The organism is Microbacterium sp. NPDC057407, assembly GCF_042803895.1.
Classification (GTDB): domain Bacteria; phylum Actinomycetota; class Actinomycetes; order Actinomycetales; family Microbacteriaceae; genus Microbacterium.
In genome coordinates, this window is the sequence record NZ_JBHVCA010000001.1 from 76,655 (window position 1) to 100,962 (window position 24,308).

A 24,308-nucleotide genomic window follows, 5' to 3' on the forward strand; every position below is an offset into this window, starting at 1 on the left:
CCCTCTCAGAAGGCCGACAGGTTGGCGCGCAGGCCGCCGTCCGCCCACTCGGAGCGCAGGATGCCGCGCCGCCGCAGGATCGGGACGAGCTCGTCGAGCGCCCGGTGGATGGTGACGGGGTGCAGGTCGCCCGAGAAGATGAAGCCGTCGTTGTCGGCGTCGTTGCCGAGCGCCTCGATGACGTCGGCGATCTCGTCGGCGGTTCCCACCGTGCCGCCGCGCCGGTCGGTGACCCGGCCCAGGCGCGCCTTGCCCGCGAGGATGTCGCGCAGCGGCACCCCGTCGAAGCTGTCGTACGTGCCCTGCAGGCCCCGGATCGTGCCCTTGGACACGTGGTCTCCGAAGATCGCGGGGTCGAGGGGCCGATCGAGGTCGAGCACAATCAGGTCGGTCTCGAGGTCGCTCGACCACGCCTCCGCGACCTCGATCAGCGTCGCGTCGTCGGGAGAGGCGGATGCCGCGACGATGCGATCCGCTTCCTCTACGCTGGCCGCGACGATCGGCTTGATCACGAACAGCACCTTGATGTCGTCGGGGTTGCGTCCGTGCTCCGCGGCGGCGGCGCGCACCTTCTGGCGGTATGAGCGGATGCTGTCGGCGTCGAGGTTCGAAAGCGCGAGCTGGATCTCGGAGTTGCGCCCGGCGAAGCCGATCCCGCGAGGCGAGCCGCCCGGCGACGCGACGATCGGGTCGCCCAGCGGCAGGGGCTCGGCGTTGAGGGGGCCGTCGAACGAGAAGAAGCGCCCGCGGTGCTGCGGCGCCGAGATCTTCGTGCCGTCGGCGTAGATCTGCGTCGTCGGGTCGGCGATGAGCGCCTCGTCTCCCCAGCTGTGCCAGAGCAGCCGCAGGGCGTCGAGCCACTCCTGCGCGCGGTCGTACGCGGCGTCATGCGGGAGTCGTTCCAGCCCGAAGTGATGCGCGCTGCCGACATCGGTCACGACGTTGAGTCCGAGGCGGCTGGAGCTGAGATGCTGCAGCGACGCGAACTGCCGCGCCGCGAGGTAGGGCGGGTACGCCCCGGCATTCACCGTCGGGATCACTCCGAGATGCTGCGTGGCCGCGAACAGGTACGGGGCGAGCATCCACGGGTCGTGCTTCGGCCCGCCGTACGCCTTCCGCACCCGCAGGTTCAGCGTCTCGGGGGTGATGCCCACCGACAGGGCGTCTTCGATGAGCACGAAGTCGAACCCCGCCTGCTCGAGCTCGCGCGCCGACTGCTGATAGAGGTCGGGCTTCTGCCAGGCGTAGTTCCACTCGTAGTACGGGCGAGCCCAGCCGTGGGGACCGAAGCCGCGTGAGAGGAACCAGCCGAAGTGCTGCGGGCGGGTCATGCGGCACCTGCCGTCGTGAGCAAGATCGCGGCCGATGCCGCCACAAGGCCGTGTTCGAGGTCGGCGATGAGGTCGTCGGGGTCTTCGAGGCCGATCGACAGCCGCAGCATCCCGGGCCCGATGCCGCTTGCGGCCAGCTGGACCTCGTCGCGCAGGATGTGGGTCGTCGTCGCCGGGTGCAGCACGAGCGAGCGCACGTCGCCGAGGTGGGTCATCCGGGTGAAGAGGCGCAGCGCGTCGGTGAACGCGCGCGCGGCCTCGAGCCCTCCCCGCAGCGTCACGGCGAACACCGACCCCTGCCCCTGCGGAAGGTACCGGAGCGCCCGGGCGTGGTGCGGGCTCGAGGGCAGCCCGCTGTAGTCGACGGATTCCACCGCGGGATGCTGCTCCAGCCACTGCGCCAGGCGCAGCGCGGTGGCGGACTGACGCTCGACGCGCAGCGACAGCGTCTCGATGCCCTGCAGGATCAGGAAGGCGTTGATCGGCGACGGCGCCGGGCCGTACCGCATCGACACGCGCCGGGCGAAGTCGAGGAAGGCGGTCGCCGGCGAGCGCTCGGCGAAGGTGAGCCCGTCGACGCCGCGGTCGCGGGCGAGCTGGGGGTAGGCATCCGCCCGCTCCGCCCAGGGGAAGGTGCCGGCGTCGACGATCACCCCGCCCAGCACGGTGCCGTGTCCGGCGAGGAACTTGCTCGCCGAGTGCACCACGACGTCGGCGCCGTGCTCGATCGGGCGCAGCAGGTAGGGCGTGGCGAGTGTGTTGTCGATGACGAGCGGCGCCCCGTGGCGGTGCGCGAGCTCGGCGAGCGCGGCGATGTCGAGCACGTCGTTCTTCGGGTTCGCGATCGATTCGGCGAACACGAGCCTGGTGTTCGGCCGCAGGCCCGCCGCCCAGGCACCCAGGTCGTCGGGGTCGTCGATGAAGTCGACGGACACTCCGAGGCGGCCGAGGTCGTCGCGCAGCAGTTCGCGCGTGCCTTCGTAGATGCTCGACGACGACAGCACGTGGTCGCCCGCCGAGACCAGTGACAGCACGGTCGTGGCGACCGCCGCCTGCCCGCTGCCGACCAGAACCGCACCCGTGCCGGACTCGAGGTCGGCGATCCGGCGCTCGACGGCGGAGTTCGTCGGGTTTCCGACGCGCGTGTATATGAAGCCCTCCTCGGCGCCGCCGAACCGGGCGTGGCCCTCGTCGAAATCCTCGAACTCGAAGCCGGCGGTCAGATAGATCGGCGTCGCGCGAGGACGGTGCGGTCCTCGCTGATCGTCCCCGGCATGCAGCTGCCGGGTCGAGAAGGCGAGAGGACGTTCGGGCATGGCGGACAGGTTAGCCAGGACGGATGCTTCGCCCCTCCCGCTTCGTCACGCGAGGTCATCAGATGACGCGGTGTGACAGCCGCGGGTCCGTCTTCCCGGTTCGCGAGCCTAGGGTCGCGATATGACCTTCACGACAGCAGCGGTCCAGACCTCCGGGGGGCGCGACGAGCGCGGCCCCGAACGTCTGGAGCACGAGCACGTGGAGCATGCCTTCGGCGGCTCGCTCGACCCGGATTCGTTCAAGGCGCTCTTCCGCGGGCATCCGGCCGGCGTCGCCGTGATCACGGCGGAAGGCCCGGAGGGGCCGGTCGCGCTGACCGCGTCGTCGGTGGCGTCCGTCAGCGCCGACCCGCCGCTGCTCATCTTCTCGGTCTCGGCGCTGTCGTCGGCGACGGCCGCGATCGCGGCGGCCGACACCGTCGTCGTGCACCTCCTCGACGCGCACGATCTGCCGCTGGCGACGCTGGGCGCGACGAGCGGCGTGGACCGCTTCGCCGACGAGACGTCGTGGGTGCGCCTCTCGACCGGCGAGCCGCTGTACCGGGGCGTGCGGGCGTGGGTGCGCTGCGCGATCGTGAGCCGAATGGATGCCGGAAGCTCCACCGTCATCGCCGCTCACGCTCTGCAGTCCAGCGTCGAGCGCGACGTGCCGCCCGGCGACACCGGCGACGCGCTGGTCTACCACAACCGCGGATGGCACCGCCTCGGCGACCACTCGCGCATCGATCCTTCCGACGGCGCCGGGAGCCGCGCCGGCTGAACGAACCGAGGGATAACGCCATGCCGCATCATCTCGACATCGCCCACGTGCAGTACCTCACCCGTGCGCAGCAGGAGGAGCCGGTGAAGCCGCTTGCCGAGTCCGACCTCGGGCGTCGCGGCCGTCCCGCGGATCACACCATCGAGCCAGGCAAGAGCGGGGCCGCCCCCGCCTCCTGAGCCGGCGCGCGTACTCAGGCCGACGCGAGACGACCGGCCCGCCACCGGGCATGCTCGCGGGCGTAGAGCACGGCGGCGATGCCCCACAGCCCGAGGTCGTCGGTGAGGCCGAGCGGCCCGAGGAGCAGTTCGGGGATGAGGTCGATCGGCGCGACCGTGTAGACGACGGCGGCGATGCCTGCCGCCCACGTCGTGGCGGCGAGACGGTGCTCGCGTCGCCGGACCGCTCCGAGGAAGGTGCTCATGCCTTCAGTGTGCGGCTCACGGAGTCGTGCAATGGCGCCGCTCGGCTACTGCTCAGCAAACTCCGGGCTCGTTACCGGTCGAGCAGCCTCGCCGCCGGTGAGCACCCTTACTCGAGTCGTCCCCGCGGTTAGCGCTTCGGTGGCTCGTACTCGTGGAAGTCGGGATCAGCGACCACGTTGAGTCCAGCCCGTCGCGCGTACGCCGTGACCTCTTCGAGGAGCGCCTCGCCCTCGGCAATCCATGCGCGACCGGTTGCCGCGTCCAGCCAGCCAGCCCGTTCGTCGAATCCGGACTGCCACACGCGCGTCCACTTCCGCAGCCGTGACGTCAACTCGGCGGGCAGCCGCAATCTCTCGACCGCGTCGCCGCCCGACAAGGGCGAGGCTGGCCCCCACTCCGGGGCGAAGCCCACCCTATCGGCCGACCTTTCCTCGGAATCGCTCTCGCCTCGGGCGCTCGGGGTCGACGGCGAATCTGCGATGCCAAGATGCATGGCGCCCTTGCGCTTCGCGCCGACCCGCACCTCCAGCTCGCGTCGGTGTCTGCTGGGCATGCCCGACATTATCCACCCGCCCGAGGCCGTAACTGATACTCGCATCAGCGGCCCGAGCCGTATCACCGCGGGAGCGCCCCCGCTCATCTCAGCATGGGACTCATCAGCGGCATCACCCGGGGGATCTCACTCGCCGTCCTCGGCGACGGCACCCTCGTGCATCTCGAACGCTCCGGCGTCCGCGCGTGGACCATCGTCCGCAGCGCTCCCGACGGCACCCGCCTCGCTGATCTTCGTCGCCGGCGCAGCGCGACCGATGTCGTCGCGCATCCATCCGATCCGGCGGGGGCCGTGCTCGTCTCACCGAGTCGCGGGCTCGATGCTTTCACCGGGGGAGCGGTCGCCCCGCTCGCGACGCTCGTCGGCGTCGGCGCCGCGACGTCCGCCGCGGGCACGGTCGTCGCGACCACCCGCGGTCGTCGCGCGAAGCTGTGGTCGATCGACCCGGCGACCGGCGTCGCGACCGACGAGGGCCGTGCGCCGTCCGCCATCGTCGACCTGCTCGCGCACCCGACGGATGCCGCGACCATCGCGCTCGCGGGCTCGTCCGGGTCACGTCGGCTCGTGGTCCTCAGGCCCGGCGCCGCACCGCGGGCCGCGGCATCCGTTCCCGGCGCGACACGCCTCGCGCGCCTCGCCGCCGGCGACCCGCGCATCGCGATCGGCTACGCGGACGGGCGCATCGAACTGCGCGACCCGGCCTCGCCCGCCGTCCCCATTCCGGTCACGACCCTTCCCGCCCCCGTGTGGGGCCTGGCGTTCACCGGCACCGACCTCATCGCGGGCTACGGCAGCGACATCGACACCGTGCCGATCGTCGAGCCTCCCGGCGTCGACCTCGTCCTTCCCGCCGCGCACTACCTCGCCTCGTGGACCCGCGTCGACGTGCGCACGCGCGGCGGCGTCTCGTTCGACGACCTGCTGTTCTTCGTCGACCCTCCGCACGGCGGCCTGGTGTCGGCATCCCGCGACGCGTCTTTCGACCCGGTCAGCCCGCACGTGGTGATGGCGCTGGGCAACACGGTCGGCGACTACACGCTGCTGGCGGTGGATGCCGCGACCGGCGACGTGCTCGGAAAGCAGCCGTTCGCGGTCACCGACGTGTGGCCGGGGCCCGACGGCCCGCCGGTCGCGGTCGTGGGTCCGACCGGCAACGAGGCGCCGGATGCCGCGTGGGGCGGCGGCGACCCGTACGTACCGCAGAACATGAACGTGCGGCCGCGGCTGGGAGACTGGCGGGTCGCGGTCGTCGTGGTCGAGACCGACGACCAGGCGACGCTCTCGGCGGCGGACGCGGCCGCTCTCACCCAGACCCTCCGCGACGAGATCTTCACGGGCGTGAATCGGGGCGGGGTGATCGAGTCGACCCGCCAGTACTACGCCGCGGTGTCGAGCAGCCAGCTCAACCTCGTCGAGGCGGGCATCCTCGTGCCGGTGCGCCTGCCGAACGACTGGGACACCTACGTCGCGCCGAACATGACCACCGGTCGTACGCAGGGCGACGGGCTGCCGAACTTCAGTCAGGCGGCGGTCGCCGAGATCGTGCGGCAGAACCGCGACCGGGCCGCCGCCGGCCAGCCGCTGCTGCTCGACCTCGACGCGGTCGACTCGCTCGTGTTCGTGCTGCGATCGATCCCCGCCGATGCCGCGGCCGGCTTCCCGGGACGCCACCAGTGGCCGTACGGCACGCGTCCCGGCGGATACCAGCTGACGTTCATCGTGGGCGAGACCATCGTGCCGTTCGCGTTCGGTCAGATCGCGATCCCGCGGAGCCGGGTCATCCAGGCGCTGACGATGCCGACGACGTGGACGGCGATCAGCAACGGGCGCACGTTCGCCGAGACGGTGGCGCACGAGCTCGGGCACAACTTCGGGCTGCACGACGCCTACTTCGACTCCGCGAAGCATGCCGCGGAGTTCCAGTCCCGAGACCCCGGGAGCTGGGATCTCATGGGCAACGAGGGCGGTTCGCCCGAGCTGTCGCCGGCCGAGCGGATGCAGCTCGGCTGGGTGCCGGCGGGGGACGTCCGCACGCTCTCCGTCGGCGTTGCCGGATACGTCGACGAGACGGTCGACCTCGTCGCGGCCGGGCGGCCGGCGCCGGCGCCGGGTGGCCCGCGGCAAGCCGTGGAGCTGCGGATCTCGGACGGACGCAACTACTACTTCGAGTACCGGCGCCGCAACGCCGCCGCGCTCAGCGACCAGACCATCGGCGAGGACTTCGTCGTGGTGGGCACCGACTACGTCTCGGGCGACACTCCGCCCACGAACCGGCGTCCGCTGACGCTGCTGCGCGACGACACCGATGCCGACGGCGGCACATTCCCCCTCGGCACCGACTACGAGGAGAGCGACACCTCCGACCCGTCCTATCCGAACGACTTCCGCCTCGAGGTCACGCAGGCGGGGGCGGATGTCGCGCGCGTGCACCTGCGCTATGCCGACGCGAAGCCCGACCCGGCGTTCCAGCCCTGGGGGCAGAGCACCGGGTGGAAGAGCCCCGACCTGCGCGTGGAGAACTTCCGCAACCTGCAGAACCCGGCACTTCGCGACGTGCCCTGGGAAGGCCACGACAACTGGATCGTCGCCACCCTGCGCAACAACGGGCGCGACACGGCGAACAACGTCGAGGTGACCTTCGGGGTGAAGGACTTCACTCTCGGAGGCGGCGCCGAGATGACTCTCGGCTCGGTGACCGTCGCGAGCCTCGCCGCCGGCGCGAGTGTCGACGTCACCTCGCCGAACGTGTGGCGCCCGCCCGCGCTGTCGCAGATCCCGTTCCTGAACATCCGACCGCACTACTGCGTGTTCGCGCGGGTCACGGCGCTGCCCGACGAGATCACGCGTGACAACAACGAGGCGCAGTCCAACCACACCCGCCTCATCTCGGCGTCGTCGTCACCGTCGACGCGCGAGACGGGGGTGATCAAGGTGACGAACCCGCACCCCGTCGAGGCACGGTGCCGCGTGGTGGTGAGGCAGACCGACCGGCTCTCGCGCACGTACCTCGAGCACGCGTGGGTCGTGCTCCAGCCCGGTGAGGAGCGTGACGTGCGGTTCTGGACCGAGTCGATGATCGGCGACCCGGCGCTCGAACGTCTGTCGAAGCAGTGGCAGTCCGCGTCGTGGGAGATGCCGAACCGGCTGCGGCTGACCGGCGTCGCCGACACGGGGGAGGGATGCCACGGCGACACGACCGGCGGCGCGAACGTCGACGTCGTGTTCGGCCGTCGCACCCGGTTCGTCGACCTTCGCGTGGGGCGCGGCTACGCGACCGGTCGGGTCGAGGTCGAGGAGAACGGCGACGGCCCGTGGGGGCGCGTCGTGGTCTCGATCCGCGACGACAAGGACGGCAAAGACCTCGGGGTGTTCAGCGGCGACGTCCGCGACGGCGACTTCGCGTTCGAGTTCCGCGAGCACGTCGACGGCGGCCGGATCGCGCAAGCCGAGTTCGTCGGCGGCTACTCCGCGGCCCCGTGCCTGAGCGAATGGGTCGACGTCGAGCAGTGAGGGTCGGTGCACGCGCCTCGCGTGCGGGCACGCATCGCGGTGATGTGCACGATGACGGATGCTTCGTGGCCGAGACATCCGTCATCGCGCACATCTCCGTCATGCGGAGTGCGGTAGCTGTGGGGTCTGCGGATTACCCGCTACAGTCGCGGCTGTCGGGCGCCGGGCGCCGCGCGGCTCGCGCGAGTCGCGAGACGAGGGCTACCGACGTCAGTGCGACTGCTGCACTCAAGAGCAATTGAGAGAGAAGCGGGAGCCCCGCGGCGTAGAGCGTCAGATTGACGAGCGCGTAGACGGCGAGTGCAAGCAGGGTCGCCCGGAGCCGACGTGTCCAATTCGCTGATGACATGGAGTTCATCCCTTCGCAGCCGCCGCCAGCGGGGCGACAAGAGTTACGCCGACAGGCGTCCAGACGCATCCTTACTCCGAATCTTGGAGCCTGAAGCATCAATATTTCAGAGCGAGCGCTCGGACGGTATCCCCTAGATGGGGGACATTTCTCGGGTGTTCGCTCCATCGGCAGGCCACGCTCGATGCCCGATTCAAAGGCGCCCCAAAAGTGGCACACGGACCGGCCCTCGGCCTTCGTGCGGTCCCTAGGCTGGGCGCAGGGCGCGCGGACGCCGGGGCCGCGCGCGCACTTCGCCGAGAACGGACCTGACATGACCGACGACATCGCCCTCGTCACCGGAGCCCGCGGCGGCATCGGCCGCGCGCTCGTCGATCGCCTGCGAACCCGCGGCGTGCGTGTCGCCGCGGTGGGCCGCGACGCGACCGCCCTCGCCGAGGTGCCCGCCGAAGCCCGGATCGCCGCGGATGTGACGACGCCCGAGGGGGCGGCCGCCGCGTTCGAGGCGTGCGTGGCAGAGCTGGGCGCCCCGCCCGCGCTGCTGGCCCACGCCGTCGGCAGCACGCTGATCGCTCCGCTCCACCGCACCGACCCGGCCGCCGCCCGAGACGTGCTGCGGGTCAACCTCGACAGCGCGATCTGGACCCTGCGCGCGTGGATCGGCGCCCTCGCCGGCGCGCCCGGTGCGGCCGTGCTCGCGAGCTCGGTGGTGGCGCAGATCGGCGTCGCGAACCACGAGGTGATCGCCGCAGCGAAGGGTGGCGTCGAGGCTCTCGTGCGCAGTGCCGCCGCCACGTATGCCGCGAAGGGCATCCGTGTGAACGCCGTCGCTCCGGGGATGACCGAGACGCCGCTCACCGCCGGGATGCTCCGCGCGCCGGCCTTGCGGGAAGGGGCGGCGAAGCAGTACCCGCTCGGCGGCGTGCAGACGGCGGACGAGGTGGCGTCGGTCATGGACTGGCTGCTCTCGCCCGAGGCATCCCGCCTCACCGGCCAGGTGATCCCGGTCGACGGGGGCTTCACCCGCATCCGCCCGCTCGTGAAATAGCGGACTGCTCCCTACAGGTCGGCGAGCTCCGACGGGATGTCGCGGCTCGAGTGGAGCACGCGGTGCACACGGACGGCGTCCGTGTCGTCGGTGTACACGAGGACATACGGGTAGCGCCTGAGCGGAAGTCCGCGCAGTCCACGGACTCCTGTCAGCACCTCGAGACGGGGCGATCCGATCGAGGGATGCTCGGCCAGAAGTCTGACGGCGTCTTGCAGCGCATCGATCAGCCCCAGCATCGCTTCACCGTCGGCGACCTCCGAGTAGTACTGCACGGCGGCGTCGATGTCGACATCCGCACCGCGAGTGGTGACGACGCGGCGCGTCACGCGTCGCCAGGGGCTACGCGACCGGCACGCTCGCGGAGACGCTCGAAGTAGGAGTCATCGAGTTCGGATCCGGGCCCGGAGGTCATGCCCTCGACGACGAGGGCGCGCACCCTTTCACGCGCTTGAGCTTGACGGATGAGATCGCGCACGAATTCGCTGCTGTTCGCGAAGCCCTGCTGATCGACCTGCTCCTCGACGAACTCCTTGAGAGCTGCGGGGAGCGAGATGTTCATCGTGGCCATACTTCCATCGTAGCTAGGATGGCAAACTTTGTCATCGTCGGCGGTCGGTCACGGCGGGTAACACTGACAACCGATGACGCCCGCGCTCCTACGCCGCTGCCGGGGAACCGCTGGTCGGTGCCGGTGCGCGCGGGCGAGCGGACGGTGATCCGGCGCGGGGACTGACCTCGTCGGCTGTCGAGATTCCCGGAGACACGCCGTCGCACCAGGGCCTGCAGGCGCCGGTGCCCGGCGTGTCTCCTTCTTTCCCGACACGAACGCGCGTTCGTCCCGGCGCGGCCATGCAGCTGAAGGCCCGCCGTGGATGCGGCGCGGCCCTCAGCCGCATGCTGAGGGGCTGGGCGAACCGGTAGGGCAGACGTTCGCCTTTGTCATCTGGTGTCCGACCGGCGGTGCCGTTCGGCGATTGCTGTGGCGAAGCGAATGAACGACAAGAGCGCGCCCACTCCGCCGATAGCGAGGGCGGCGACACCCGGAAGAGGCGCCTGCCCGGTGGTCTGCGTTGCGTCCGCCTCGACCCCAGCGTGGAAGATAGAAACAGCCCCGAGCACCGCGATCACAAGCGCCCCAAGCAGCAGGAGGCCCCATATCGCTACGCGGAAGGTAGTTTTCGTTGTCACGGCACGTCTTCCGCCTCAGCTCGGATTACACAACTCGCAGTCAAGATTGGCATATGCGAAGTATCTACTCAAACTCTGATATATCGAGCTGATCGGCCGACGCCGCGCGCACCACCGAAGTTTTTCCGCCTGATCCGAGTTTCGAGTCGCGCCGTCGCTGCTCATGACCGCCGAAAGCGCCGCAGTGTGCGCATTTCGGCCCGCGCCTTCCGTTCGTCGTACACCGGCTCTCGCGCATGGGCACGATCCGGATACGCTCCCACGCGCATACCGGGAGCGCGGCGGATCCCGCCGTGACGACGAGGGTGCCGGGACGGGAGAGGTGGCAGGAGTGAGTGATCCTCGGCGAACGGGTGACCAGCGGCTCACGCGGGCCGACGTGCTCGCCCCCGTCTTCTGGGCGATCTTCCGGGCGACGACGCTCGAGCAGCTCGGCTGGCGGTACCCGCACGGTCCCGCGGCCGTCACCGTCGACGGGAGCAGCCCGGTCCGCATCCTGGTGCTCGGAGACGGGCCCGCGGCGGGCTGCGGTGTGCGCACGCACGACCAGGGCGTCGCCGGGTTCCTCGCACGCGAGGTCGCCGAGGCCACCAGGCGGGGAGTCCACGTCCGGGTGCTCGCGGAGCCGACCGCGTCCGCGCGGTCGACGGTGGACCGGGTGAGGGGGGCGGATCTCTCGGGCTACGACGCGATCGTCCTCATGCTCGCCGCGACCGACGCCCTGTGCCTGACGGCGCGGCGCAGCTGGCAGCGGCACATGACCGCTCTGGTCGAGGCGCTGAGCGCGCAGACCGGATGCCTCGTCGTCACGAGCGTCGGAAGCCTCGACCTGACCCCGGCCCTGTCCCCGCTCGCTCGACGGGTCGCCGGCCGGCACGCTCGCCTGCTCAACACGGTGACGAGCCTGGTGTGCGCCCGGTCCGCCGTGCCGATGGTCTCGCTCGACGCGGCGAGCGAGCTCACCGCGGGCACCTACGCCCGGTGGGCGAGCCGGATCGGGGCGGTCGTCACCCGCTCGCTGTCGCTGACCACGCAGCATCCGTAACCGACGCCGAGGTCTCGCGATCGCTCCGCGAGCCGTCCCAGGTCGACCCGCACCGGCGTCGACGCGCACGGCGCCGAACCCCGCGGTGTCGAACGCAACGCGCATTGTCCTCTCCTGGACCCGCCTTGGGAAGACCCTGAGGTGACGGCATCTCTGCCTCCGAACATGGCCGCCCTGGGAGGGGTCGACGGTTCAAGGCAAGGAGGAGACATGGGTGTGAAGACAGCCGTCGCGGCAGGAGCGGTCGGTGTCGCAGCGGGTCTGGTGGCGAGATCCCTGGTGCGGGCCAAGACGGACTCCGAGGGTGACGGCCGTCACCCCGAGGGCTGGAAAGCCGTCACGATCCTCGGCGATGCCGGGGCCTTCGGCCAAGGAGGCTTCCCCGAGCCGCTGCGGCGCCTGACCGAGGTGATCGAGGTCCGGGTCTCGCCCGCGCCCGGTGACAGGGGCTTCGAGGTCCACGCCCGGCTCCGCGAGGGCGCCGACGTCGGCGCGGTCATCGGCGACGAGGATCCGCAGCAGGCGCTGCGCGTCGCGTTGCGCGACGCCAAGCAGATCTTCGAGACGGGCGAGGTGCTCCGCGCGAAGCCGCGCCCGCATGGCAAGCGCAAGGCCACCTTGCTGGGGGCCGTGGTCGATACGGCCGAAGACGACGCGAAGGGCGAGGGTGTGCTGTGAAGGCTCTGTGCTGGACCGGGGTGAACAAGCTCGACGTCGAGACCGTCGACGACCCCCAGATCCTCAACGATCAGGACGTCATCGTGCGGGTGATCCTCACCACTTCGTGCGGGTCCGACCTGCACCTGCTCGGCGGCTACGTCCCAACGATGCGCGCCGGCGATGTGCTCGGCCACGAGTTCCTCGGCGAGGTCGTCGAGACCGGGTCGGCGGTGACGAAGCACAAGGTCGGCGATCGGGTCGTGGTGTGCTCGTTCATCAGCTGCGGCAAGTGCTGGTACTGCAAGAACGACCTGTTCTCGCTGTGCGACAACGGCAACCCCAACGCCGGCATCCCGGAGATGCTGTGGGGTCAAGCCCCCGGCGGGTGCTACGGATACTCGCACGCGCTCGGCGGCTGGGCGGGCAGTCACGCCCAGTACATCCGCGTGCCGTTCGCCGACCAGGGCGCCTTCCCGGTTCCCGACGGCGTGAGCGACGAGCGGGCGCTGTTCGCTTCGGATGCCGCGCCCACGGGCTGGATGGGAGCCGACCTCGGCGGGGTCAAGCCGGGCGACACGGTCGCCGTGTGGGGTGCCGGCGGTGTGGGGCAGATGGCGGCGCGCGCGTCGCTGCTGCTCGGCGCCGAGCGCGTGATCGTCATCGACCGCTTCCAGGAGCGTCTCGCGCAGGCGTCGGACATCATCGGCGCCGAGACGATGAACTACGAGACGAGCGAGGTGCTGCCCGAACTGCGAGAGCTCACCGGCGGCCGCGGGCCCGACGTGTGCATCGAGGCGGTCGGGATGGAAGCCCACTCCGACCGGATCGACTTCGCCTACGACCAGGTGAAGCAGCAGCTGCGGCTGCAGACGGACCGGCCCACCGCGGTCCGGGAGGCGATCTTCGCGGCACGCAAGGGCGGGAGCGTCTTCGTCCTCGGGGTGTTCGGCGGGTTCGTCGACAAGTTCCCGCTCGGTCCCATCATGAACAAGGGGCTGACGCTGCGCTCGGCGCAGCAGCACGGTCACCGCTACATCCCGATGCTGCTGGAGCGGATGTCGCGCGACGAGCTCGTGACGGAGCACCTGGCGACGCACGTCATGCCGCTCGACGAGGGTCCCGAGGGGTACGCGAAGTTCAAGGAGAAGGCCGACGGGTGCGTCCGGGCGGTCTTTCGGCCGTAGGAATGAGAAAGGCAAGGAAATGAAAGCTGTCGTATACGAAGGCCCTCGCAAGGTCAGCGTCCAAGACGTCCCGGACGCCCGGATCGAGCGGCCGACCGACGTGCTCGTGCGCATCACCACCACCAACATCTGCGGCTCCGACCTGCACATGTACGAAGGGAGGACCGACTTCGAGACCGGTCGCTGGTTCGGCCACGAGAACATGGGCCAGGTGATCGAGGTCGGCGACGGCGTCGACAAGGTCCAGGTCGGCGACTACGTCGTGCTGCCGTTCAACGTCGCGTGCGGGCACTGCAAGAACTGCGAGCGCGGTCTCACCAACTACTGCCTCACCGCTCAGCCCAACCCCGAGTGGGCGGGAGCCGCCTACGGCTTCGCCGACATGGGGCCGTGGGCGGGAGGCCAGGCGGAGCTGCTGCGCGTGCCGTGGGGCGACTTCAACTGCCTCCGACTCGGGGAGGATGCCGAAGAGAAGCAGACCGATTACGTGATGCTCGCCGACATCTTCCCGACCGGCTATCACGCGACGGAGCTCGCGCACGTCAAGCCGGGCGATCAGACGGTCATCTACGGCGCCGGCCCGGTCGGCGCCATGGCGGCGTACTCGGCGATCCTCAAGGGCGCGGGGAAGGTGATGGTCGTCGACCGCCACCCCGATCGCCTGCGCAAGATCGAGGAGATCGGCGCCATCCCCATCGACGACTCGGCGGTCGACCCGGTCGAGGCGGTGAACGAGATGACGATGGGGCTGGGTGCCGACAACGGCCGCGACGACGGCTGGACGAAGGTGGTCCTGCATCCGGACTTCTCCTCCGACGGATCGTAAGGCCCCCAACTCGCCAGCGGGCCTTCCGGCGCCGCGCCCCGCCAGAGAGGACGACAGTGATGACGAACGAAAACGAGCAGGCCGGAGGATCCCGCCGCGGCGGATCCCCCCGCGCGAAGCCCGGCCGGGCGATCGCCTTCAGCGACGCCATCATCGCGATCGTCATCACCCTCCTGGTCCTCGATCTCCGGCCTCCGGACACTGAGGAGGGCAAGCTGCTGGAGGGTCTGCTGAACGAGTGGCCCACCTACCTCGCCTACGCCGCGTCGTACCTCTATCTCGCGGTGATCTGGATGAACCACAAGGCTGCGTTCACCCGCATCCGCGAGATGGATGTCGGCCTGCAGTGGGCGAACCTGGGCATCCTGGCGACCCTCGCCCTGGTGCCCTGGCCGACAGCGGTGATCGCCGAGACGGCGCGGACGGGCAATCTCACCGACGAGAAGGTCGCGGTCGGCCTGTACGCCCTGATCGGCGCGCTCCTGTGCCTGTCGTGGCTGGTGTTCTTCTCGTATCTCGCACGCCATCCCGACCTGACGAAGGACGAGGTCGATGACGAGTACTTCGTCCACGAGCGACCCCGTGCTCTGATCGGAGTGGTCGCCTACCTGGCAGCTGGACTGGCAGGTGTCCTGATCCACCCCTTGGTCGCCTCCGCCGTGTTCCTGCTGCTCCCCGCGTACTATGCGCTCACCAGCCACGGACACGATCAGCAGCCCGGTCTGCTCCGCGGCCGTTCGGCCCCCGATGATGCGCGACGCTGATTGAATCTCCTCACGGCAGTCGCTGTTGCCGTGAGGGGAGGCGGATCGTGGACGTGCACGATGTCGTGGTGATCGGCGCCGGACTGGCGGGGCTGCGGTGCGCGACCGTGCTGGGCGAAGCCGGTCGAGACGTCGTCGTGCTCGAGGCGGGTGACGAGGTCGGCGGCCGGCAGCGGACCGACGGGGTCGACGGCTATCTCCTCGATCGCGGATTCCAGGTGCTGAACCCGGCATACTCTGCCGTCGCCCGCGCGGTCGACCTCGCCGCGCTGAGGCTGCGACCGTTCCCGGTCGGCGTCCGCGTGCGGCGCGCGCACGGCGTCGCCGAGCTCGCGCACCCCCTCCGGCATCCGACGTCCATCCCGGCGTCGCTGCGCAGCGGGCTCGTGTCGCCTCGCGATGTCGCCGCCCTGACGCGCTGGGCTCTGCCTGCGATCATCGCGCCGGGGAGCCTCGCCGCGGGACCCGACCGCACGCTTCGCGAGGGATGGGATGCCGCGGCCTTCCGGGGCCCGTTGCGCACCGAGGCGCTCGAGCCGTTTCTTGCGGGCGTGCTGGCGGACGATCGCGGCGACACCTCCGAGGCATTCGCCCGGCTGCTGATCCGGTCGTTCGCGCGCGGACGGCCCGGCGTCCCGGCATCCGGGATCGCTGCCCTCCCGGTGGCGCTCGCCGCGCGCGCCGGGGCCGCGGGAGTGAAGCTTCGGCTGAAGCGTCGGGTCACCGGCATCCACCATCGGTCGCATGAGACGGAGATCGCCGTGGACGGCGCGGAGACGGTCGGGGCGCGAGCGGTCGTCGTCGCCACGGACGGCGCCTCCGCGGCGGAGCTGGTCGGGGTGCCGGCGCCCGAGACCCGCGGGCTGCAGACCTGGTGGTTCGCGGTGGACGAGGCGCCCACGACGTCGGCGATGCTCATGGTGGACGGGCGTCGGGCCGGCCCGATCGTGAACACCGTCGTCATGACGCTGACCGCCCCGGGCTACGCGCCGCCGGGCCGGCATCTCGTCCAGGCGACCTGCCTTCTCCCGCACGGGACGCGACCGCCGAGCGAAGGCCAGGTGCGCCGGCAGCTCACCGAGATGTGGGAGACGGATGCCTCGGCCTGGCAGCTGCTGCGTCGCGACGACATCCCCGACGCTCTGCCCGCCCAGCGCCCGCCGCTGCCGAGAACGAGCCCCGCGCGCGTGGCCGAGGGGGCCTACGTGGCCGGGGACCACCGCGACACGGCATCGATCCAGGGCGCGCTCGTCTCGGGGGAGAGGGTTGCGGCGGCGGTGCTCGCCGACCTGCGGGGGTGATTCCGGATGCTACGCCCCGGCCGTGCCGGTCGGGGACGGCATCCACACCGCCCGCTCCCGCTCGGCGAATTCACGGAAGGTCGTCGCCGGGCCGCCGGTGAGCTTCCGCACCTTGCGGTTGGGGAACGCGGAGATGTTCCAGCGCACGACGCGGTAGATCATCCGCTGCACTTCGATGTAGTCCGGCGGCGCGCCCTGCGCCGCAAGCCTCTCGAGGTATTCACTCTCGGACGGCCGAGGGTAGGTGATCGTGCGGCCGAGGACCTCACTGAGAATGTGCGCGACCTTCTTGTAGCCGAGGGACTGCTCGCCGTTGAGCGTGTACGCCTTCCCGAGATGACCCGGCGAGGTGAAGACGGCGGCCGCGACCGCGCCGATGTCGCGCGCATCGATGAACGCCGTCAGCGCGCGGCCGGCCGGAATATAGATCTCATCGCGGTCGCGGATGCCGTCGCGGTAGGTCGTCGACAGGTTCTGCATGAAGAAGTTGGGCCGCAGGAACGTGAACGGAGCGTTCACCTCACGCAGGTACTGCTCGACGGCATAGTGCGGCGTTCCCTTGTTCTGCTGCACGCCCTGAAGCGACAGGAACACGATCTGCGTCACGCCGACCCGCATCGCGGCATCGATGACGGGGAACAGGTAGGTGCGCACGTCCTCGATCGGCGGGGGACGCATCAGGAACAGCCGATCGCACCCTGCCAGGGACTCCGCGATCTCGTCGGGCTGGTCCGAGAAATCGAACCGTCTGGTGGTGGCGCCTGCGGCCACCGCGGGTGCGTCCCGCTCGCTGCGGATGCCCGCCACCACCCGCTCGCCGCGCTCCAGGAGGTGATGCACCACGGCGGATCCCACGATGCCCGTGGCGCCGGTCACGAAAACCGGCAGCGGGGCGAGCTGCTGAATACCTGCACCATACCCGCGCGTCAGCATCGCCGCCCCTATGGCGGTGCTCTCGCCGCGGGAGCAGTATGACCGCATGGAACAGTACCTGTGGGTCCTCAAGAGCAAAGAGCGGGATCTCATCCGCGAGCTCGAGCCCGAACGCCTCGCCGCCCTCGACGAAGATGCACTGCTCGCGCTGCACAAGCGGGTGCGCCGAGCCCGAAACAAGCACACCACCAACTACCGGCGGGGGGCCGCCGAGCGAGTGACCGAGGCCGGAGGTCGAGGCGCCGCCGCCGCGGGATCCGACAAGGCGCGCGGCCGCGCCTACGTGTTCGAGGAGGCGTTGGCCATCGTCAGCGAGCACCTCGCGCGGGTGGCTCACGAGGAGGCGGAGGCGCTCAAGGACGAGCGACTCGCACGCGCCCGGGCCGGGAAATGGTCCGGGCCGCAGAGCGACGGCTTCACCGACTCCGGCGTGGCCGCGGGGCGCCCCCGCCAGCACACGAAGAGCGCGGGCGGCAAGAAGCGCGACGCCTCCAGCCTCGCCCAGGGTGCCCGGCGCCAGGCGAAGCGCGACGCACGCTGAGCGCTCCACGGCCGAATCGCGCGAGACCGCCCGCACGCCCGCCACGGCTGGTTGACTGAAGCGTATGGACGCGGTCGCCATGTTCCCGCTCGGCAGTGTGCTCTTCCCGTACACCCCCCTCGTGCTGCGGGTGTTCGAGCCGCGCTATCTCATGATGATGGGGCGCCTGCTCGACGTGGAGGGCCCCGAGTTCGGAGTCGTGCTCATCGAGCGTGGCCTCGAGGCGGGCGGTGGCGACGAGCGCTCTTCGCTGGGCACGATGGCACGAATCATCCAGGTCGAAGCCGGGGCGGAAGACCTGTACGTCGTGGCCGTCGGAGGGGAGCGCATCACCGTCGATCAGTGGCGCGACGACGATCCGCACCCGGTGGCGGATGTCTCCGCGGTGGCGCCGCTCACCTGGGACGAGGCGCTCACGCCCCTCCACCGCGAAGCCGAGCGGATCGTCCGGCGCCTCGCGACCCTCGCGTCGGCGATCGGCGAGGCTCGCTGGGATCCCGCGACAGCCCTGTCGGAGGACCCGGTCGAGGCCGCATGGCAGCTCGCGGCGATCGCTCCGCTCGGCGAGTACGACCGATTCCGGCTGCTGGGGTCGACGAGCCTCGGCGGCCTGCTGCGCGGCATCATCGACCTGTGCCTCGAGGAGGAGCCGCTGCTCATCGCGCGCGCGGCCGACGCCCGAGCGGACGGTGAGGGCGAGGGCGACTGAGGTCAGGCCTCCGGCAGGGGAGGCACGGGCTGGGTCAGCGCCGTGGCGATGCGGGGGAACCGCTCGTCGACGAGCGTGCGCAGCTCGGCCCGAGGATCGGCCAGCCAGTCGTGCAGGGCGCCGGTGAACAGGGCGAATCCGATCGCGGCGAGGATCGCGGCATCCGAATCCGAGAAGCCGCGCTGGTGCAGGGCTTCGGCCACCGACCGCTGCCAGCGGGCCTGCTTGGCGAGCTCGCGGCCGGCGAGACCGACGTCCTGCGCGATGATGCGGTCGCGCTCGACGAGTCGCTCCCGATGGGGGCTCATGGCCTGCGCGAGCACGTCGAGCACCGATCTCATCATCGCGCCGGCGTCGTCGGCGTGAGCGTCCTCCCCGATCGCTCCTACGAGCAGGGGAAGCAGCTCGTCGTCATCGGCGAACAGCACCTCGTCCTTGTCGGGGAAGTGGCGGAAGAACGTGCGGGGGGTCGTGCCGGCACGGTGGGCGATCTGCTGCACCGTCGTCGCTGCGTAGCCACGGTCGACGAAGAGCTCGAAGGCCGCGTCGACGAGACGCTGCTTCGTATCCTCCGGCCACCGCGGCATGACGACATCCTACCCTTGTGTCACATTGTGACATCAGCTACCATCGCCGCTATGACACAAAGTGACATCAGTCCCACCGTGCTTCTCACGGGCCCGACCAGCGGAATCGGGGCAGCGATCCTCGCCCGCTTGGTGCGCCATCCCTCGCGCCCGCGACTCGTCCTGGTCGGTCGGGACGCCGGCCGACTCCGAGCCTCGGCAGGCGTCGCCCGCGGTGAAGGCCTGAGGGTCGACGAGGTGCAGCTGGATCTCACGGATCTGCGCAGCGTACAGTCCGGCCTCGAGCGCATCGCCTCCCTCGTGGGGTCCGGGGCCCTGCCGACGATCGACGTCGCCATCCTCAACGCCGGCGCCCAGTACTACGACCGGCGTCGCACCAGCGCGCAGGGATGGGAGGCGACGTTCGCGGTCAACGTCGTCGCACAGCACCTGCTGGTCCGCGGCATCCGTCCCCTCCTCTCCCAGGCGGGACACGTCGTCCTGCTCGGGTCGTCGACCCACCGGGGCAAGCGCGCCTCGTTCAACCTCGTTCCCGACCCGCAATGGGCGCCGCCCGCGGTTCTCGCGACGGCGCAGCCGCCCGCGACCGGTGCCGTGCGGCCGGCGGCCGAGCGCGAGCAGGGCGGCATCGCCTACGCGTCGAGCAAGCTCGCGCTCGTCACGCTGTCGCACGTGTGGGCAGCGAGACTGGCGGACGACGGTCGGCGGCTCAACACGTACGACCCGGGCCTCGTCGCCGGGACCGGCCTCGGACGAGACATGGTCGGCTACCGTTACTGGGTGTGGCGGCGCCTCATGCCCGCGATGAGCGTTCTGCCCGGGGCCACCACCCCGTCGAACACGGCACGGCACGCGGTCGCACTCGCCCTCGGTGACGCCCACCCCGCGCTTCACGACGGATACGTCGAGATCGGCCGGCTCACCCGCGCCGAAGACGTCACCTTCGACGCGCAGCGGCAGGCGCAGCTGTGGGAGTGGCTCGAGGCCGCGACCGCCGCATACGTCCCGCACCCGCAGGAGGGCCGCGCCGCGGCGTGATCAACTCGAGATGGCGCTCACCCGGTCGAGCGCCGACTCGGCCGCGCGGCGTCCTTCGTCGATGAGGCGCGGCACATCCCGCATCGTCCACTGCGACATCCGGTTCATCTCCGGCTGGATCAGCACGACCGACGGGTCGGCGACGAGGTCGGAGAGCTTGGTGCTCGTGCGCATCATGCGGACGTTCTCCCACTTCGCATGCAGGTGCACGACGATCACGCGATCCGCCCCGAGATGCCGGGCCGCGCGGTGGGGCACGTTGTCGACCATGCCTCCGTCCGCCAGCAGCCGACCACCGACGCGAACCGGCGCGAGCAGGCCCGGGACCGCGATCGTCGCGCGCAGCGCGGTGCTCAGCGGACCGTGGTCGAGGATCACCGCCTGCCGCGTGCGCAGGTCGGTCGCGACCGCGCCGAACGTGCGCGGCAGATCCTCGATGCGAGGATCGCCGCCGTGCACCCGTCCGACCGCGTCCACGACGACCCTGCTGTCGAGCACCGCCCACCGCGGCCGCAGGTTCCACCCCGCGATGCGGCTCCAGCGGAACCGGTGCGCGATGTCTTCGAGCTCGTCGGCGCCCATACCCGCCGCATAGCACGACCCCACGAGGGCACCCGAGCTGGTCCCCGTGACGATGGAGGGACGGATGCCCCGTTCCTCGAGCACCCGCAGCACGCCGACGTGAGCGGCGGCGAACGCCGCGCCACCGCTGAGCGTCAGACCGAGCCGGAGGTCGTCGCCCGGCCCGGCGGGATCGTCGGGCACGACGCGAAACTACCACTCCCGCCCCGCCCGCGGACCGGGGTCGTGCCGCCGCCGCCTCCCCGGCCGCAAAATCACCCGGGGTGACCCCGGAGTTCACCGCTCAGGCCCTGGAGCCGGGGTACGCGCCGCAATAGGATCGCGGCATCTCGAGCCCGAAGTCCTGGGGCGACCGGAGGGCCGCCTCAGCGGATCAACCGAAGGAGCAAGATCGATGGCTACGGAGAACCTCGCACTGGTGGTCGGCTCGTACGACGACACCGCGATCGCGTCGGAGGACTATCAGGCGCTGCGAAGCGGCCAGGACGCCGGCGGCTACGAGATCGTCGGCGCCGTGGTGCTGAGCCGCGACAAAGACGGCAAGGTCGAAGTCAAGGAGCACGGCGACAAGTCCGTCGGCCACGGTGCGGCGTGGGGCGCGGGCGCGGGTGTGGTCGTCGGCCTCTTCGCCCCGCCGCTGCTCGCCGCGACCGCGGTCGGTGCCGGGATCGGCGCCATCCTGGGCAAGATCAAGAAGAACCGGGAGGAGAAGCAGTTCGGCGTCGACGTCGACGAGTACCTCGCCCCCGGCACCTCCGCCCTCGTCGCGGTCGTGGACGACCGTTGGGCCGACAAGGTCGAGAAGGCACTCGCCCGTGCCGACAAGCGGATCAGCAAGGCGATCGACTCCGACGACTACGAGAAGCTCCGCAAGGCGATCGACGAATCGGCGGACGACATCGTCGAGCAGATCAATTCGTAAGCGCCCGGTCGCCGCACCCGCTCGGGGCGTGGTCCCTGCGCGACACGCGGGAGGACTCCGCGTGTCGCGCACTGACCGCGCCCCGACCCCGGGCGCTGGCTCGCGCCCGACCGGAAGCGGCCGTGCTGCGGCATCCGTCATCGATCGAGACCCGAGCGCGCTGGGCCGAGACTCGCCCCTGGAGTGAGCCCCGCTTGCCAGCACGCTCTAACCCCAGGGGCGGTCCGACACGGAATCGCCGTTGATACCGCGTTCCCGAAACGCAGGCGGTGCGGCGTTCTGACCTCGTGTTGGCTCCCGTTGTACTCCCCGACGAGCGGCACCGCAAGAGGCCTGTGCGACGTGAACGCGACCATTCCGCGTTCACGTCCGGGGAGTAACCTTCCGTCACCGACCCGAGGAGAATCGATGGCCGAGAAAGGCATTGACGAAGACGCCGCCTTCCGCGAGATCGTGGTGCGGCTGACCGAGAAGTACTCCGATGTTCCGCAGGAACGCGTCGCCGAGATCGTCGCGGATGTGCGTGCCGAGATGACGTCCGCGAAGGTGCGCGACTTCGTCCCCGTGCTCGCCGAGCGCGAAGCGAAGAAGCGGATCAAGCAGGAGGGGCGGCCGCTTCCCGCCGAGTGAGCGGGGCCGTCGTCCTTCTTCGGCGGCGGATGCCTCGGCCCTGGCGTCGCGCACGAGCCCGGGTGGACAATGACTCATGGCCGTCGACCCGCCCCTCGGCACGGAAGCCGGCGGAACGCCGCCGTCCGTGGGCGCAAAGGCGCCCGACGCGGTGCTCGGCCGCCGTGCGCAGATGCTCGCCACCGAGCACTGGGGCCTGCTCGCCGCCCGCGGCACGGCGCAGAGCGAGGTGCTGACCCGCATCACCATCTTCCTGACACTCGTGTCGGCCGGTCTGGTGACGATCGGGCTCCTCGGCCAGGCGACCCGATTCGACGGCTGGTTCACCGGCGCCTCGCTGGCGATCCTCGGGTTTCTCGCCCTGGTCGGCGTCATGACCCAGACGCGCGTGTTCAACGTCGCCGAAGAAGACCTGATGTACGTGGTCGCGATGAACCGGCTGCGCGGCGCCTACGTCGACCTCGACCCCGACATCGAGAAGTACTTCCTCGCGGCGGTCGCCGACGACAGGGCGGGTGCCGAGCTGACCTACTCGTTCCTGCGACGACGCAGCTTCAGTCATCTGTTCGGAAGCTCGTTCATGCTCATCATGGTCGTGAACGCGTGCGTGATCGGGTTGCTCACCGGCAGCGTGGTGGTCGCGCTGGGCGGTGCCGTGAGCTGGGCCATCGCGGCCGGCGTCCTCATCGCACTGGCCCTCATGGCGACCTTCGGCGCGTACGGATTCTGGACGTACCGGGAGGCGTGGCGCGCTCACCGGCCACTGCGCACGACACCGGCGACCGACCCCGGCGCGGGTCGCTGACGCGAGGCCGGCGCTGGCCGCCGGTAGGACGGAGGAGGAGCTCATGGAGAAGCCCATCGAGAGCATGACGGCCTCCGTGCCGTCGTGGGGCGCGCGACTGGCGTTCGGAGAGCCGATCGTGTCGGGCGATCAGCAGGTCGTGCCCGCCGCGCTCGTCATGTTCGGCTTCGGCGGCGGCGGCGGCTCAGGGAAGTGGGGGCGCGGCGAGTCCGGGCCCGAGCAGGAGGGCGAGGGCACGGGCGGGGGCGGCGGAGGGTACGTGCTGCCGGTGGGCGCCTACGTCACGAGCCCGGCGGGGTCGAGGTTCCTCCCGAACCCGGTTGCCCTGATCATCGCGAGCGTGCCACTGGTGTCGGCGGCCGGATGGGCCCTCGCGCGGATCGTCGCGGCGTGGCGGTCGGGACGCGTCTGAGCTGAGCGCAGCCGATCCGCCACACCCCCTGTTGCGCGGGCGACGACGCCCCTATCGTGTCAACTGCGTCGGGCAGCTGGACGCACTCCCACCCCCTCGTCGGCAGCGTCGCCCGCCGCGGCGGCGCCCTGTGATCGGAAGCCGCAATGCCTGAAAGCACACCCACCATCGTCCTCGTCCACGGCGCCTGGGCCGACTCGTCCAGCTGGAACGCCGTCATCCCGACGCTTCAGTCGGAGGGCTACACCGTCCTCGCCCCGCCGAACGAGCTCCGCGGACTGACCGGCGACGCGGCGTACGTCGCGTCGTTCCTGGCGCAGCGCACGAGCGGTCCCGTCATCCTCGTGGGCCACTCCTACGGGGGTGCGGTCATCACCAACGCCGGGCTGTCCGGCGACGTCCGCGCGCTCGTGTACGTCGACGCCTTCATCCCCGACGAGGGCGAGACGGTGCTCGGGATCCTCGAGGGCTCCGGCTCGGCGCTCGCCGTCCCCGACCCGACGACGGTGCTCGACCTCGCCGGGTATCCCGGGGCGCCCGAAGGGGCGGCGGATGCCTGGCTGAAGCCCGACGTCGTCCACACGTCGTTCGCCCAGGACCTGCCTGAGGAGGACCGTTGGCTCATCGTCGCGACGCAGCGCCCGGCATCCATCGTCGCGAACGTGACCCCGTCGGGACCGCCGGCGTGGAAGTCGATCCCGAGCTGGGCGGTGCTCGGTACCCAGGACCGCGTCATCCCGATCGAGACGAAGCGGCGCATGGCCGAGCGTGCCGGCTCCACGGTGACGGAGGTGGATGCCTCGCACGTCTCGATGATCTCCCACCCGCAGGTGACGCTGGAGGCCATCCACGCGGCGGCGGCGTCTATCGGGTGAGCCCCGCGATG

General features: G+C 70.7%; 27 protein-coding genes. 18 read left to right on the plus strand and 9 right to left on the minus strand.

Annotation, left to right across the window (positions count from 1 at the left end):
• Positions 1-5: 5 nt before the first annotated feature.
• Positions 6-1,331: an LLM class flavin-dependent oxidoreductase gene (locus ACFUTX_RS00420; protein WP_378860225.1), complete on the minus strand. Its 1,326-nt coding sequence runs from the start codon at positions 1,329-1,331 to the stop codon at positions 6-8.
• Positions 1,328-2,647, minus strand: a complete 1,320-nt coding sequence (locus ACFUTX_RS00425; RefSeq protein WP_378860226.1) for an O-acetylhomoserine aminocarboxypropyltransferase/cysteine synthase family protein — start codon at positions 2,645-2,647, stop codon at positions 1,328-1,330. The genes ACFUTX_RS00420 and ACFUTX_RS00425 overlap by 4 nt, the downstream gene beginning before the upstream one ends.
• Positions 2,648-2,768: 121 nt before the next feature.
• Here ACFUTX_RS00425 and ACFUTX_RS00430 point away from each other — a divergent pair, with 121 nt between their 5' ends.
• Together ACFUTX_RS00430 and ACFUTX_RS00435 are read left to right on the plus strand one after the other, a co-directional pair.
• Positions 2,769-3,407, plus strand: a complete 639-nt coding sequence (locus ACFUTX_RS00430; protein WP_378860227.1) for a flavin reductase family protein — start codon at positions 2,769-2,771, stop codon at positions 3,405-3,407.
• A 20-nt stretch (positions 3,408-3,427) separates the two neighbouring features.
• Positions 3,428-3,586, plus strand: a complete 159-nt coding sequence (locus ACFUTX_RS00435; RefSeq protein WP_378860228.1) for a hypothetical protein — start codon at positions 3,428-3,430, stop codon at positions 3,584-3,586.
• A 14-nt stretch (positions 3,587-3,600) separates the two neighbouring features.
• Here the strand turns inward: ACFUTX_RS00435 and ACFUTX_RS00440 are convergent, their stop codons facing one another.
• Positions 3,601-3,831, minus strand: a complete 231-nt coding sequence (locus ACFUTX_RS00440; protein WP_378860229.1) for a DUF1232 domain-containing protein — start codon at positions 3,829-3,831, stop codon at positions 3,601-3,603.
• Positions 3,832-3,959: 128 nt separating this feature from the next.
• Positions 3,960-4,385 carry a hypothetical protein gene (locus ACFUTX_RS00445; RefSeq protein WP_378860230.1) on the minus strand — a complete coding sequence of 142 codons (426 nt, stop codon included), beginning with the start codon at positions 4,383-4,385 and terminating at the stop codon, positions 3,960-3,962.
• A gap of 93 nt (positions 4,386-4,478) precedes the next feature.
• On the opposite strand from ACFUTX_RS00445, the gene ACFUTX_RS00450 reads away from it, so the two are divergent.
• Entirely contained in the window at positions 4,479-7,895 is a 3,417-nt protein-coding gene (locus ACFUTX_RS00450; RefSeq protein WP_378860231.1) for a hypothetical protein, read from the plus strand.
• Positions 7,896-8,557: 662 nt separating this feature from the next.
• On the plus strand, positions 8,558-9,292 hold the full coding sequence (locus ACFUTX_RS00455) for an SDR family NAD(P)-dependent oxidoreductase (RefSeq protein WP_378860232.1): 735 nt from the start codon (positions 8,558-8,560) through the stop codon (positions 9,290-9,292).
• Positions 9,293-9,303: 11 nt separating this feature from the next.
• Here ACFUTX_RS00455 and ACFUTX_RS00460 read toward each other — a convergent pair whose 3' ends face one another.
• Entirely contained in the window at positions 9,304-9,621 is a 318-nt protein-coding gene (locus ACFUTX_RS00460; RefSeq protein ID WP_378860233.1) for a type II toxin-antitoxin system RelE/ParE family toxin, read from the minus strand.
• Positions 9,618-9,863, minus strand: coding sequence for a type II toxin-antitoxin system ParD family antitoxin (locus tag ACFUTX_RS00465; RefSeq protein WP_378860234.1), 246 nt, complete (start codon positions 9,861-9,863; stop codon positions 9,618-9,620). The genes ACFUTX_RS00460 and ACFUTX_RS00465 overlap by 4 nt, the downstream gene beginning before the upstream one ends.
• A gap of 951 nt (positions 9,864-10,814) precedes the next feature.
• On the opposite strand from ACFUTX_RS00465, the gene ACFUTX_RS00470 reads away from it, so the two are divergent.
• From ACFUTX_RS00470 to ACFUTX_RS00495, 6 genes are all read left to right on the plus strand, one after another.
• Positions 10,815-11,528: an SGNH/GDSL hydrolase family protein gene (locus tag ACFUTX_RS00470; protein ID WP_378860235.1), complete on the plus strand. Its 714-nt coding sequence runs from the start codon at positions 10,815-10,817 to the stop codon at positions 11,526-11,528.
• Between the two features lie 210 nt (positions 11,529-11,738).
• A complete protein-coding gene (locus ACFUTX_RS00475; RefSeq protein WP_378860236.1) occupies positions 11,739-12,206 on the plus strand; it encodes a hypothetical protein in 468 nt (155 codons plus the stop codon).
• Positions 12,203-13,372, plus strand: a complete 1,170-nt coding sequence (locus ACFUTX_RS00480; RefSeq protein WP_378860237.1) for a zinc-dependent alcohol dehydrogenase — start codon at positions 12,203-12,205, stop codon at positions 13,370-13,372. Before ACFUTX_RS00475 ends, ACFUTX_RS00480 begins: the two co-directional genes overlap by 4 nt.
• A gap of 19 nt (positions 13,373-13,391) precedes the next feature.
• Positions 13,392-14,198, plus strand: a complete 807-nt coding sequence (locus ACFUTX_RS00485) for an alcohol dehydrogenase catalytic domain-containing protein (protein WP_378860238.1) — start codon at positions 13,392-13,394, stop codon at positions 14,196-14,198.
• A gap of 59 nt (positions 14,199-14,257) precedes the next feature.
• Positions 14,258-14,962 (plus strand): TMEM175 family protein, encoded by a 705-nt coding sequence (locus ACFUTX_RS00490; protein ID WP_378860239.1) that lies wholly within the window; start codon positions 14,258-14,260, stop codon positions 14,960-14,962.
• Between the two features lie 47 nt (positions 14,963-15,009).
• Complete coding sequence (locus ACFUTX_RS00495) at positions 15,010-16,263, plus strand: FAD-dependent oxidoreductase (protein ID WP_378860240.1); 1,254 nt, start codon at positions 15,010-15,012, stop codon at positions 16,261-16,263.
• 9 nt (positions 16,264-16,272) lie between these two features.
• On the opposite strand, the gene ACFUTX_RS00500 is transcribed toward ACFUTX_RS00495, so the two are convergent.
• Positions 16,273-17,196: an SDR family oxidoreductase gene (locus tag ACFUTX_RS00500; protein WP_378860241.1), complete on the minus strand. Its 924-nt coding sequence runs from the start codon at positions 17,194-17,196 to the stop codon at positions 16,273-16,275.
• Positions 17,197-17,242: 46 nt separating this feature from the next.
• Here ACFUTX_RS00500 and ACFUTX_RS00505 point away from each other — a divergent pair, with 46 nt between their 5' ends.
• Both ACFUTX_RS00505 and ACFUTX_RS00510 read left to right on the plus strand, forming a co-directional pair.
• On the plus strand, positions 17,243-17,737 hold the full coding sequence (locus ACFUTX_RS00505; RefSeq protein ID WP_378860242.1) for a hypothetical protein: 495 nt from the start codon (positions 17,243-17,245) through the stop codon (positions 17,735-17,737).
• A 64-nt stretch (positions 17,738-17,801) separates the two neighbouring features.
• Positions 17,802-18,446 carry an LON peptidase substrate-binding domain-containing protein gene (locus ACFUTX_RS00510; RefSeq protein ID WP_378860243.1) on the plus strand — a complete coding sequence of 215 codons (645 nt, stop codon included), beginning with the start codon at positions 17,802-17,804 and terminating at the stop codon, positions 18,444-18,446.
• Positions 18,447-18,448: 2 nt separating this feature from the next.
• On the opposite strand, the gene ACFUTX_RS00515 is transcribed toward ACFUTX_RS00510, so the two are convergent.
• A complete protein-coding gene (locus ACFUTX_RS00515; protein ID WP_378860244.1) occupies positions 18,449-19,033 on the minus strand; it encodes a TetR/AcrR family transcriptional regulator in 585 nt (194 codons plus the stop codon).
• Positions 19,034-19,084: 51 nt separating this feature from the next.
• Between ACFUTX_RS00515 and ACFUTX_RS00520 the strand changes: the two genes are divergently transcribed.
• Positions 19,085-20,071, plus strand: coding sequence for an SDR family NAD(P)-dependent oxidoreductase (locus ACFUTX_RS00520; RefSeq protein WP_378860245.1), 987 nt, complete (start codon positions 19,085-19,087; stop codon positions 20,069-20,071).
• On the opposite strand, the gene ACFUTX_RS00525 is transcribed toward ACFUTX_RS00520, so the two are convergent.
• Positions 20,072-20,836 carry a patatin-like phospholipase family protein gene (locus ACFUTX_RS00525; RefSeq protein ID WP_378860246.1) on the minus strand — a complete coding sequence of 255 codons (765 nt, stop codon included), beginning with the start codon at positions 20,834-20,836 and terminating at the stop codon, positions 20,072-20,074.
• 211 nt (positions 20,837-21,047) lie between these two features.
• Here ACFUTX_RS00525 and ACFUTX_RS00530 point away from each other — a divergent pair, with 211 nt between their 5' ends.
• From ACFUTX_RS00530 to ACFUTX_RS00550, 5 genes are all read left to right on the plus strand, one after another.
• Entirely contained in the window at positions 21,048-21,575 is a 528-nt protein-coding gene (locus tag ACFUTX_RS00530; protein WP_378860247.1) for a DUF1269 domain-containing protein, read from the plus strand.
• Positions 21,576-21,983: 408 nt separating this feature from the next.
• Positions 21,984-22,205, plus strand: a complete 222-nt coding sequence (locus ACFUTX_RS00535) for a three-helix bundle dimerization domain-containing protein (protein WP_378860248.1) — start codon at positions 21,984-21,986, stop codon at positions 22,203-22,205.
• 76 nt (positions 22,206-22,281) lie between these two features.
• Entirely contained in the window at positions 22,282-23,010 is a 729-nt protein-coding gene (locus ACFUTX_RS00540) for a hypothetical protein (protein ID WP_378860249.1), read from the plus strand.
• A 43-nt stretch (positions 23,011-23,053) separates the two neighbouring features.
• Positions 23,054-23,422, plus strand: coding sequence for a spore germination protein GerW family protein (locus tag ACFUTX_RS00545; RefSeq protein ID WP_378860250.1), 369 nt, complete (start codon positions 23,054-23,056; stop codon positions 23,420-23,422).
• A gap of 146 nt (positions 23,423-23,568) precedes the next feature.
• Complete coding sequence (locus tag ACFUTX_RS00550; protein WP_378860251.1) at positions 23,569-24,297, plus strand: alpha/beta fold hydrolase; 729 nt, start codon at positions 23,569-23,571, stop codon at positions 24,295-24,297.
• Positions 24,298-24,308: the final 11 nt, after the last annotated feature.

Bases quoted from the DNA above. Each gene is read 5' to 3' on its own strand.
- ACFUTX_RS00465 (WP_378860234.1), bottom strand. From the start codon at position 9,863: ATGGCCACGATGAACATCTCGCTCCCCGCAGCTCTCAAGGAGTTCGTC.
- ACFUTX_RS00550 (WP_378860251.1), top strand. From the start codon at position 23,569: ATGCCTGAAAGCACACCCACCATCGTCCTCGTCCACGGCGCCTGGGCC.
- ACFUTX_RS00475 (WP_378860236.1), top strand. From the start codon at position 11,739: ATGGGTGTGAAGACAGCCGTCGCGGCAGGAGCGGTCGGTGTCGCAGCG.
- ACFUTX_RS00500 (WP_378860241.1), bottom strand. From the start codon at position 17,196: ATGCTGACGCGCGGGTATGGTGCAGGTATTCAGCAGCTCGCCCCGCTG.
- ACFUTX_RS00450 (WP_378860231.1), top strand. From the start codon at position 4,479: ATGGGACTCATCAGCGGCATCACCCGGGGGATCTCACTCGCCGTCCTC.
- ACFUTX_RS00445 (WP_378860230.1), bottom strand. From the start codon at position 4,385: ATGCCCAGCAGACACCGACGCGAGCTGGAGGTGCGGGTCGGCGCGAAG.
- ACFUTX_RS00510 (WP_378860243.1), top strand. From the start codon at position 17,802: ATGGACGCGGTCGCCATGTTCCCGCTCGGCAGTGTGCTCTTCCCGTAC.
- ACFUTX_RS00435 (WP_378860228.1), top strand. From the start codon at position 3,428: ATGCCGCATCATCTCGACATCGCCCACGTGCAGTACCTCACCCGTGCG.
- ACFUTX_RS00505 (WP_378860242.1), top strand. From the start codon at position 17,243: ATGGAACAGTACCTGTGGGTCCTCAAGAGCAAAGAGCGGGATCTCATC.
- ACFUTX_RS00485 (WP_378860238.1), top strand. From the start codon at position 13,392: ATGAAAGCTGTCGTATACGAAGGCCCTCGCAAGGTCAGCGTCCAAGAC.
- ACFUTX_RS00520 (WP_378860245.1), top strand. From the start codon at position 19,085: ATGACACAAAGTGACATCAGTCCCACCGTGCTTCTCACGGGCCCGACC.
- ACFUTX_RS00425 (WP_378860226.1), bottom strand. From the start codon at position 2,647: ATGCCCGAACGTCCTCTCGCCTTCTCGACCCGGCAGCTGCATGCCGGG.
- ACFUTX_RS00515 (WP_378860244.1), bottom strand. From the start codon at position 19,033: ATGCCGCGGTGGCCGGAGGATACGAAGCAGCGTCTCGTCGACGCGGCC.
- ACFUTX_RS00540 (WP_378860249.1), top strand. From the start codon at position 22,282: ATGGCCGTCGACCCGCCCCTCGGCACGGAAGCCGGCGGAACGCCGCCG.
- ACFUTX_RS00430 (WP_378860227.1), top strand. From the start codon at position 2,769: ATGACCTTCACGACAGCAGCGGTCCAGACCTCCGGGGGGCGCGACGAG.
- ACFUTX_RS00420 (WP_378860225.1), bottom strand. From the start codon at position 1,331: ATGACCCGCCCGCAGCACTTCGGCTGGTTCCTCTCACGCGGCTTCGGT.
- ACFUTX_RS00455 (WP_378860232.1), top strand. From the start codon at position 8,558: ATGACCGACGACATCGCCCTCGTCACCGGAGCCCGCGGCGGCATCGGC.
- ACFUTX_RS00490 (WP_378860239.1), top strand. From the start codon at position 14,258: ATGACGAACGAAAACGAGCAGGCCGGAGGATCCCGCCGCGGCGGATCC.
- ACFUTX_RS00545 (WP_378860250.1), top strand. From the start codon at position 23,054: ATGGAGAAGCCCATCGAGAGCATGACGGCCTCCGTGCCGTCGTGGGGC.
- ACFUTX_RS00535 (WP_378860248.1), top strand. From the start codon at position 21,984: ATGGCCGAGAAAGGCATTGACGAAGACGCCGCCTTCCGCGAGATCGTG.
- ACFUTX_RS00440 (WP_378860229.1), bottom strand. From the start codon at position 3,831: ATGAGCACCTTCCTCGGAGCGGTCCGGCGACGCGAGCACCGTCTCGCC.
- ACFUTX_RS00530 (WP_378860247.1), top strand. From the start codon at position 21,048: ATGGCTACGGAGAACCTCGCACTGGTGGTCGGCTCGTACGACGACACC.